The 9,381-nt window shown below is 61.8% G+C and carries 11 protein-coding genes and 1 pseudogene; 7 read left to right on the plus strand and 5 right to left on the minus strand.

Annotated features, from left to right (window positions below; genetic code table 11):
• Window positions 1-2: 2 nt before the first annotated feature.
• Genes RMCB_RS02395 through rpe form a run of 3 tightly spaced genes read right to left on the minus strand, consistent with a single transcriptional unit; the run spans window position 3 to window position 3,476 of the window.
• Window positions 3-743, minus strand: coding sequence for an HAD-IA family hydrolase (locus RMCB_RS02395; protein WP_234791965.1), 741 nt, complete (start codon window positions 741-743; stop codon window positions 3-5).
• Window positions 733-2,793 (minus strand): transketolase, encoded by a 2,061-nt coding sequence (gene tkt, locus RMCB_RS02400; protein WP_062827477.1) that lies wholly within the window; start codon window positions 2,791-2,793, stop codon window positions 733-735. The genes RMCB_RS02395 and tkt overlap by 11 nt, the downstream gene beginning before the upstream one ends.
• Window positions 2,790-3,476 carry a ribulose-phosphate 3-epimerase gene (gene rpe / locus RMCB_RS02405; protein WP_072278396.1) on the minus strand — a complete coding sequence of 229 codons (687 nt, stop codon included), beginning with the start codon at window positions 3,474-3,476 and terminating at the stop codon, window positions 2,790-2,792. Before rpe ends, tkt begins: the two co-directional genes overlap by 4 nt.
• 141 nt (window positions 3,477-3,617) lie before the next feature.
• On the opposite strand from rpe, the gene RMCB_RS02410 reads away from it, so the two are divergent.
• Together RMCB_RS02410 and RMCB_RS02415 are read left to right on the plus strand one after the other, a co-directional pair.
• Window positions 3,618-4,286, plus strand: coding sequence for a response regulator (locus tag RMCB_RS02410; protein WP_062827486.1), 669 nt, complete (start codon window positions 3,618-3,620; stop codon window positions 4,284-4,286).
• Entirely contained in the window at window positions 4,283-5,527 is a 1,245-nt protein-coding gene (locus RMCB_RS02415) for a GAF domain-containing sensor histidine kinase (RefSeq protein WP_407662097.1), read from the plus strand. The genes RMCB_RS02410 and RMCB_RS02415 overlap by 4 nt, the downstream gene beginning before the upstream one ends.
• On the opposite strand, the gene RMCB_RS02420 is transcribed toward RMCB_RS02415, so the two are convergent.
• Window positions 5,524-5,913, minus strand: a complete 390-nt coding sequence (locus tag RMCB_RS02420) for a BlaI/MecI/CopY family transcriptional regulator (protein ID WP_062827478.1) — start codon at window positions 5,911-5,913, stop codon at window positions 5,524-5,526. The two genes, RMCB_RS02415 and RMCB_RS02420, sit on opposite strands and share 4 nt — an antisense overlap.
• Window positions 5,914-6,131: 218 nt before the next feature.
• Here RMCB_RS02420 and cbbX point away from each other — a divergent pair, with 218 nt between their 5' ends.
• The 3 genes from cbbX (at window position 6,132) to usfY (ending at window position 8,412) form a co-directional block, all read left to right on the plus strand.
• On the plus strand, window positions 6,132-7,136 hold the full coding sequence (gene cbbX / locus RMCB_RS02425; RefSeq protein WP_084388343.1) for a CbbX protein: 1,005 nt from the start codon (window positions 6,132-6,134) through the stop codon (window positions 7,134-7,136).
• The gene (locus RMCB_RS02430) at window positions 7,133-8,014 is read left to right on the plus strand and encodes a LysR substrate-binding domain-containing protein (RefSeq protein ID WP_062827479.1); all 882 of its coding nucleotides are present in this window, start codon (window positions 7,133-7,135) and stop codon (window positions 8,012-8,014) included. Before cbbX ends, RMCB_RS02430 begins: the two co-directional genes overlap by 4 nt.
• A gap of 83 nt (window positions 8,015-8,097) precedes the next feature.
• Window positions 8,098-8,412, plus strand: a complete 315-nt coding sequence (gene usfY, locus RMCB_RS02435; protein WP_062827480.1) for a protein UsfY — start codon at window positions 8,098-8,100, stop codon at window positions 8,410-8,412.
• Between the two features lie 6 nt (window positions 8,413-8,418).
• Here the strand turns inward: usfY and RMCB_RS02440 are convergent, their stop codons facing one another.
• Window positions 8,419-8,841, minus strand: coding sequence for a hypothetical protein (locus RMCB_RS02440; protein WP_062827481.1), 423 nt, complete (start codon window positions 8,839-8,841; stop codon window positions 8,419-8,421).
• Window positions 8,842-8,939: 98 nt separating this feature from the next.
• Here RMCB_RS02440 and RMCB_RS02445 point away from each other — a divergent pair, with 98 nt between their 5' ends.
• Window positions 8,940-9,308: an NADH-quinone oxidoreductase subunit A gene (locus tag RMCB_RS02445; RefSeq protein ID WP_062827482.1), complete on the plus strand. Its 369-nt coding sequence runs from the start codon at window positions 8,940-8,942 to the stop codon at window positions 9,306-9,308.
• A pseudogene (locus RMCB_RS02450) lies at window positions 9,299-9,381 on the plus strand (NADH-quinone oxidoreductase subunit B); the annotation flags it as partial. The gene RMCB_RS02445 and the pseudogene RMCB_RS02450, both read left to right, overlap by 10 nt.

Below are 9,381 nucleotides of genomic sequence, written 5' to 3' on the forward strand. Positions count from 1 at the left end.
AGTCAAGGTCTGGTAGCTCGAGCCGCCCACCACCGGTGGTGTGCTCGCCGGCAGCCTTTTGCCGTCAGAGGGGTACACCCGTCGTATCCGGTTCGCACCTCGGCAGCTTCGGCAAAATCTTCATCGGCGGTATAGAAGTTGCTCACGACAAGTGTTGCGATCCCGGCGGCCCGCGCTGCGGCTAGGCCCGATGAGGAATCCTCAACAGCCAGGGCACTTTCGGGTGTGATGCGAAGCCGATCCAGAGCCAGCAGGTAGACCTCTGGATCCGGCTTCAAGCGGCTGACGTCGTCTCCGGTCACGACCACCTCCGGTACGGCACCATCGAAAATCTGGCTGAGTAACGGTTCAACCCATCGTCGAGTCCCCGTTGTGGCCACCGCCATCTCGAGACCTTGTTCGGCAAGACTCGCCACAAGAGGCCGCAAACCGGGCCTGGCGATGACGTCACCGGCGAGAATCCGTTCCCGAAAGATCTGGGTCTTGGTCCGATGGATGTCGGCGGCGAGGGCATCGACTCCGTGCGCGAACCCCCGGTTTCGCAGATCAGCCGCGATCCGTCGCTGACCTCCGGTGATCTTGAGCAACCGCCTGTACTCGTCAACATCCCATTCGATATCCAACCCGTGCGCCACGAATGCGTCGTTGAATGCCGGCCGATGCCCGTCACGTTCGGTATCGGCCAAGGTTCCGTCGACATCGAAGACCACGGCTGCGAGACGGTGAGTGCTGCTAGCAGTCAATTGCAGGCTCCTGCTTCCCGGCGCTGGCCGAGTCCAAACATGAGAAGGCCGCCTCGGCGATCGCACTCGCCGTCAAACCCAGATGCGCAGCGACCTGTGGACCTGGGCCGCTCTCTCCGAACCGGGCGATGCCCACTACCGCGTCCCGGTCGCGCGCAACGGCACGCCAACCGGTGGGTATCCCGGCTTCGATCCACACCACCGGGAGGTCTGGGAGCACTTTCGGATCCCGCAGCAATGTCTCATGGAGGCGTTCTCGCCACATCACCGATAACACAGAGGCATGGATGTCACGATCGGCCAGTAGGTCGGCGGCCTCGACGGCAAGGGAAACCTCGGAACCGCTAGCGGCGAGCACAACATCGACCGCGTCTGGCCTGTTGCGAACAACCCTGAAGCCGTGTGTGCTGATATTGCCGCATGCGCCGTCTCCCAGGGTGGGCAGACTCTGCCTGCTGAGTATCAGCGCTGTCGGTCCGGCGAGGTTACGTGACGCGATGTCCCAAGCCTGCGCCGTTTCAGCCGCGTCGGCCGGGCGAAGGACCGTCAAACCCGGTATCAATCGCAGCGATTCGATGTGCTCGATCGGCTGATGTGTCGGTCCGTCCTCGCCTACATAGATCGAATCATGAGTGAAGACATAGATCACCGGTTGGCGCATGAGGGCGGACATTCTGAGAGCGGGACGCAGATAATCGGCAAACACCAGAAATGTGCTGCCGAAGGGTCGGAGACCACCATGGACTGACATTCCATTCATGACGGCAGCCATGGCGTGCTCTCGGATGCCGAAATGTATTGTGCGACCGCCATAATTGCCAGTCTTCACATCGCCACCTACTATTCCGGTATTCGTCGATCCGGCTAGATCGGCCGATCCGCCCACCAGTGCCGGATAGTGCGGAGCGAGGGCATTCAGTGCCATACCTGACGCCTGGCGTGTCGCGATCCGCTCCGTCGCGATATCGGCAGTCAGCGGCGTCAAGATGTCGGTCTCGGGCGGACCAGGCACCCTGCCCAGCGGAAAGTCCGCGGCAAGCTGCGGATGATCGGCGATCCAGTCGGCGTGATCGCGCTCCCACTGTTCTCTGACCTGAGCAGCCTGGCCTGCCAGCGCCGAGGTCGCCGCTCGTACGGCCTCCGGCACGTGAAAGGCCGCTGGCGGCCAGTCGAAGTTCGTGCGCATCGCTGCGAGGGCCTCAGCCCCCAACGGGCTGCCGTGGACTTTCGACGTTCCTTCCAGCCCCGGCGCACCGCAGCCGATGGTGGTTCGCAGTTTGATGAAGGTGGGTGTCGACACATTCTCGCGGGCTCGGGTGAGCGCCTGATCGATAGCAGCCACATCGTTGCCGTCCTCGACCGATATGGTCTGCCAGCCATAAGCGGCAAACCGCGCCAATGCGTCGTCCCTACAGCTGAGGTCCGCGGTGCCGTCAATCGTGATGTTGTTGTCATCGAAGATCACCGTCAGGCGGCCGAGGCCGAGTCGTCCTGCCAAAGAAGCGGCCTCGTGGCTGATCCCCTCCATCAGGTCGCCGTCGCCGGCGAGTACCCAGGTTCGATGGTCGACGACGCTTTCGTGTACCTCGTTGTTGCACCGAGCCGCCAGCATCCGCTCCGCGAGCGCCATCCCAACAGCATTGGCCAGTCCCTGGCCGAGTGGACCCGTCGTCGTCTCGACGCCCGCTGTGAGCCCGTACTCTGGGTGCCCCGGGGTACGCGAGCCGAGCTGGCGAAACTGCGCCAGCTCCGACGCAGGCAGGTCGTAGCCGAAGACGTGCAGCAGTGCGTACAGCAAGGCCGAACCATGGCCGGCCGATAGGACAAAGCGGTCCCTGTCGGGCCAACGCGGATCTGTCGGGTCGTGACGTAGGTGACGTGACCACAGGACCCAGGCCGCAGGCGCCGCACCAAGGGGCAGGCCTGGGTGTCCACTGTTGGCCGACTGCACGGCATCAGCTGCCAGGAAACGCAGCGTTGTGATGGCCAGCTGATCGATCTCGGGGGTGAGAGGCTCGCTCTGGGCGGACGTGCTCGCGGCGATGCTCATCGCGACTCGATTCCGGTGGTGGCCGCGTGGCGCAACACGGCCACCCGCTCCTCGATTGTCCCGGCCCCGGTGAACAACGCGGAGCCAGCGCAGAATACGTCGGCACCGGCGCGCGCGGCCGCACCGATAGTGGTCGCTGAGATACCGCCGTCCACCTCCAGCTCGATGTCGAGTTCCCTTGAGTCCAGATCCCTTCTTGCCCTTGCAATCTTGTTTTCCATCTCCGCGAGATACCGCTGGCCGCCGAACCCAGGGTTCACGGTCATGACAAGTAGCAGGTCGACGAGGCTGAGCACGTTGGTTACTGACTCCAGCGGCGTGGACGGGTTCAGTGCGACGCCTGCTCGAGCTCCGAGCTCCCTGATAGCGCAGAGTGTTCGGTGCAGATGCCTTGTCGCCTCGGCATGGACTATGACGATCTCGCATCCGGCTCCAATCCACCGCGGCAGCATGGGTTCCGGATCCTCCACCATGAGGTGTGCCTCGAATCCCATCGAGACATGCTCACGATTGGCAGCGATGACATCCGGCCCAAAAGTCAGGTTCGGTACGAACCGGCCGTCCATCACGTCCCACTGAATGCGGTCCACCCCCGCTTTCTCCAGGCGCCGGACTTCCTGGCCTAGTTCCGAATAATCCGCGGGCAGAACCGAAGCGACGAGCGTAGGCACACGCGTTACCATCCAGCCTCCTTCTAGGTTGCAGCGATGCTAAGAATCAGTTCAAGGCTCGGTTCCCCCTGCTCGGGGGATTGAACGGGTTATATCGGGCATCAGAGGCAAAAGTCGCGTGACTGTGAGCGTGCCCAGCCCTATGGTGTGTCGATGGTGACGTCAGCCACAAGCCCGGTTCGGCTTGTATTGGTGGATGACCACGAGATGGTCATCGAGGGTCTCAAAGCCATGCTCGCCGGGTTTGCGAGCAGAGTGCGGATCGTCGGCCAGTCCGTCGGCGCCGACAAGGCCGTGGATGTGGTGGAAAGTCTCGATCCCGATGTTGTGCTGTGTGACGTCCGAATGCACGGATCTAGCGGCCTAGATCTGTGTTTGGCTATGCGCCAACGTGATCCGGATCGCAAGGTCGTGATGCTGTCAGTCTATGACGATGAGCAGTACCTGTTTCAGGCATTGCGGGTCGGTGCATCTGGCTATCTGCTGAAGAGCATCAGCAGCAACGACCTGGTCCGGCAACTGGACTTGGTTCGCAGTGGTGGCAACGCGCTCGACCCGGGTCTCGCAGCACGGGCGGCCGACACCGCAGCCCGGCTGAAGCGCGACGAGTTCTGGCCCGGCGCCAGGCAAGGTCTGACCCAGAGGGAAAGCGAGATTCTGTCCTACATGGTTACCGGCCTGTCGAATCGCGGGATTGCCAACAAGCTGGTCATCGGGGACGAAACAGTCAAGAGCCATTTGCGTTCTATATATCGCAAACTCGGTGTCGCCGACCGCACCAGCGCCGTCGCCACCGCGCTCCGAGAAGGTATCTACCAGTGAGTAATCCGGCATTGGCGGCCACGGCGCTACAGTGGCGACGCACCAACGCAGTCCGTGACCTTGTGGAGGCTGATCGTGAGCTCGCGCTTCTTCGGCAGTTGATCCAAGCGGCCTCGAGCGGCCCTGGGGTCGAGCCGCTCGCCGCGGCTGCCGCGCGAATCATTACCGACGCCACCGGCACCGACGCGTGCTTGGTCCATGTTCTTGACGACACCGATCGGTCGTTGACGCTGGCGGGTGCAACACCGCCGTTCGACCATCAGGTCGGCCGGATCCGCATGCAGCTGGGGACAGGGATCTCCGGGTGGGTGGCCAATCATCGGCAGCCCGTCGTCATCACCGAGAACAAAGAAGGCGACTCGAGATACTTGGCTGTCGATTCGTTGCGCGACGCCGCCTTCACATCCTTGGTCTCGGTACCGATGGAGACCGACCCTGGCGGACTGGTCGGCGAACTGACCGTTTACACGATGGAAAGACGTGAATTCACCTCTGGTGACGTGGAATTGCTTTTGGTGATCGGCCGCCTCATCGCCGGCGCCCTGCACCAGGCCAGGCTGCATCGCCGACTCGTAGCCAGGGAACGCGCACACGAGAACTTCGTTGAGCAAGTTATCGAAGCGCAAGAGTTCGAGCGCCGCCGGTTGGCCGGTGATATTCATGACGGGATCTCGCAGCGGCTCGTCACGTTGGCGTATCGCCTCGACGCTGCCTCCCAAACAATGCGGGAACAACCCGACGAGGCCTTCGTGCAACTCGAGGCCGCGCGCGATCTTGTCGAGCTGACGCTACAAGAGGCGCGGGCAGCCATCGGCGGGCTGCGTCCGCCCGTACTCGATGATCTCGGGCTGGCCGGCGGATTGGCAAGTCTGGCCCGCTCGATCCCAGGCCTGCGGATCGATGCCGACCTAGCTGATACTCGTCTTCCTGAGCACATCGAGCTCGCCTTGTACCGTATCGCTCAGGAATGCTTGCAGAATGTCGTCAAGCATGCGGATGCCACAACCGCGCGGCTGACTTTCGCTGTCAACGACACGACCGCTCATCTCGAAATCAATGATGATGGAGTCGGTTTCGATACGCTCGAGCATCCATTGGGAGATGATGTAACGCACGGCTATGGGTTACTGTCGATGGCAGAACGCGCGGAACTCGTGGGCGGCCGGCTCAACATCCGGTCTCGGGTCGGCAGCGGAACCTGTGTGACGGCGACGATTCCGCTTCCGCACGCGCGAGATTAGAACCCCACGTGCTTGGCGTGTAGCTCGGCAAGAGCACTTTGCAACATGCAGACGTCATCCCTGCCTACACTCTCGACGAAGTGAAGCAAAGCAGCTCGACGACCACCTGGTTCCGGAACCTGGTACAGCGCATCCATCATCAAATCGGCCACCAGATGGTCGTGGCCCTGTGTGGCTGCGTAACGGTGCGCCCGGCTGAGCCGATCTTGGCTGACCAACCCTTTGGCTGTGAGTCGCCGCAGTACCGTCATTACTGTGGTGTAAGCAAGCTTGCGTCGCACCGACAACGCGGCGTGCACCTGTCGAACGGTCTGGGGTTCAGATATTGACCAGAGGTGGTCCATGACACGGCGCTCAAGGTCTCCCAACGCTCGCCAGTTGCCCATGGTCACGCTCCTGCCGATCGATCACAATCCGCGCGGTTGACAGTACCGACCGAACCGCAGCAGTGACGTCACCGATTAGGTGGACCCGCAGGGTGAGAAGCTGAACCGTTCACTTAATAGAATGGGGCCGATTGTCAATAGACGCCTTGACTTTCTAGTGGCACCATTCATGACATGTCAGACGCATCGAGCACTGCGGCGGTCGATCCTTCATGAGTATGCCTACGGCCGAAACACCTCGGAAGTCGTTTGGTTTCACACCGAGCCAATCCCTCGGCGGACAACTCGAAGACGAGTTGCCAGAGACGGAACACCAACACTGCCTGCCTCCCGATGCCACAGTGGATCTCGCGGAAGCCCGCAGCGATGCCGGCATCGATACCGTCATCGCCAACCTCGACACGGAACTGGTCGGCCTGGCACCGGTCAAGAGCCGGATCGCCGAAATCGCGGCGCTGTTGCTTGTTGACCGAATGCGTGCGCGATACGGCATAGCCGCGCCACAGCCCACGTTGCATATGTGCTTCACGGGCAATCCGGGGACAGGGAAGACGACCGTTGCGCTACGGATGGCCAACTTGCTCCACAGACTGGGCTATCTCCGACGAGGTCACCTGGTGAGCGTCACGCGCGACGACCTCGTCGGCGAATATATCGGGCACACCGCACCCAAGACGAAGGAAGTGATCAAGAGAGCGATGGGTGGTGTCCTGTTCATCGACGAGGCCTACTATTTGTACAAGGCCGAGAATGAACGGGACTACGGGGCTGAGGCAATAGAGATTCTGCTGCAGGTGATGGAAAACAACCGTGACGACCTTGTGGTCATACTCGCCGGATACGCGGACAAGATGGACCAGTTCTTTTCCGCAAACCCTGGAATGCAAAGCCGTGTCGCCCACCACATCTCGTTCCCGGATTACACGGTGTCCGAACTGGAGCGGATCGCTACTCTGATGACCGAACAGCTGGGGTACACGCTCTCCGTAGGCGGTCAAGACGCGCTACGTCGTTATCTTGAGCGTCGAGTCGACCAGCCATGGTTCGCGAATGCCCGCAGCGTGCGCAATGCAATGGAGCGAGCAAGGCTGCGTCACGCCTGGCGACTCGTCGAGGACTCGCACGCTCCAGTAGATCTCAAGGCCCTGACCACCATCGAAGCCGCGGACCTTCTGGCCAGTCGCGTATTCGATGACGGCCGAACGTCGAAGGCAGCCCCATGACGACCAACGCCCGCCTACGGGCACTGGTTGAACTCGCCGAAACCGGTTCCGTGCGTGGGGCGGCCGAGCGCCTGGTGGTGACTGAATCGGCGATCTCTTCGGCGCTGGCGAGCTTGAGCACCGAAGTCGGCGTCCCGTTGATAGACAGACAAGGGCGTGGAGTGCGGCTGACCCCGGCCGGGATTCGCTACGTCGAGTACGCACGGAAAATCCTCGGACTACATCATGAAGCTCTGCTCGCGGCGCGCGGCGAGGTCGACCCCGACCATGGGGCCATCCGCCTAGCAGCCGTGACCACTGCCGGCGAGCTGCTCCTTCCCGCACTACTCGCATCGTTCACGGCCAAGTATCCCGGCGTGGACTGCAAGCTCGAAGTAGCGTCCAGAACCGCGATCTGGCCGATGCTCGCCGATCATGAGGCCGACGTTGTTGTCGCTGGCCGTCCGCCGACAACCCTCGATCAGACCCGCGTACGCGCCGTCAGCCCCAATACGCTGGTTGTCGTCGGCCCGCCCGAATCCGCACAGCGATTCGACCCTGCACGGACGACATGGCTGCTACGGGAATCCGGTTCGGGTACCCGTGCGACCACGACAACGTTGTTGGACGAGCTCGAGGTCAGCCCACCTCAGATGGTGCTTGGGTCACATGGCGCTGTGGTCGCCGCAGCTGTCGCTGGTCTCGGCGTGACACTCGTATCGCGTCAAGCCGTCCGCCGGGAAGTGGACATGGGATCATTGGTCGAGCTCCCAGTGCCCGGAACACCATTGAACCGTCCCTGGCACATCGTGACGCAGGCAGCGAGTACAGGTTCCACCGAACTGCTCATCGCCCACCTACTCGCACATCGCGATCTCGGTTGGCGCGCTGTGCGCTGACGCCCCCCGGACCGTCCCCCAGAACGGGGATGGGCTACCGCGATTGCCGGATTACCTCTTCAAGTATCGGCAGAGGAGCAATCATGGCAAATACACGCGATCCCATCGACCACTTTCGGACTACACAACATCACGCGGGCGAATCGTTCATCGATATCTACTGCTGGCCTGGCCTGCTGTCCATCGCGCTCGGTGTCATATCACTGATCGGATCCGTCGCATCGGCGGCCTATCAGCACCATGAGTGGGTGTCGACCGCCGCAATCGTCGGAGCACTTGCAGTAACTGGCGGTGTCGCTTGGCTGGTAATCGAGCATCACAGAGTTCTCCGCATCGAAGAGCGTTGGCACGCAGAGCATCCCTGCCAGCACTTCGAACACCACCAGCTCTCGCAGTGATCGCTGTCAGACCACCGATCTGCCATGCATCAGTGCCATTGTCGTATCCCTGAGCACGACTGGATCGAAGACGCGGGGCACCACAGCGTCAGCACGCGACCAGCGAGCCAGCCACGCATCGACTGGCCGTGCGATGAGCACGACGAGTGACGGGCAATGCAACAGTTCGTCTTTCAGTTGTTTCGCCAACCCCATGCCCCCTAACGGCGCCGCCTCGGCATCGAGAATGGCCACATCGACTGAACCCGTACCTATTTGCTCAATGACACCGAATTGAGTTGCGGCGTGGTCGAATCGAAGGGCTGCACCACTGTGGTCGGGAACTGGTCCTAGAGCTTGCGCCGTTCTGCTTCGAAGCTCCGGATCGCTGCTGTAGATCAGTACACCGAGCGCAGCGTACCCGCTTGTCCGACCTGGTTGTTGTATCACCGTGCGAATTTTAGCGATTGAATCCTCCGGGGTGTATCCCCTTGTGCTTCACCCTAGTTGGGGTGGCCGTCCGTCGATTCATTGAGCAGTGTGGCCCTATGAGTCCGTATGTGCCCATTCTGGTTCTTGGTGCGATTGCGGCTGTGTTCGCGGTCGGTTCGGTGGGGATCGCCCTGCTGATCGGGCCGCGGCGTTACAACCGGTCCAAACTCGAAGCGTACGAATGCGGTATCGAGCCGATGCCCCCGGGCGCGGCGGGCACCAGTGGTCAGCGGATGCCGATCCGGTACTACCTGACCGCGATGTTGTTCATCGTGTTCGACATCGAGATCGTGTTCCTCTACCCGTGGGCGGTCGCCTTTGACAGTCTGGGCCTGTTTGCGCTGGTGGAGATGTTGTTGTTCATGCTCACGGTGTTCGTGGCGTACGCGTATGTATGGCGGCGAGGGGGCCTGAATTGGGACTAGAGGAACGGCTGCCCGGCGGCATCCTGCTCTCGACGGTCGAAGTGGTGGCCGGGTATGTGCGCAAGGGATCGCT

Origin of the sequence: Mycolicibacterium brisbanense (assembly GCF_001570425.1) — a bacterium.
Taxonomy (GTDB): domain Bacteria; phylum Actinomycetota; class Actinomycetes; order Mycobacteriales; family Mycobacteriaceae; genus Mycobacterium; species Mycobacterium brisbanense.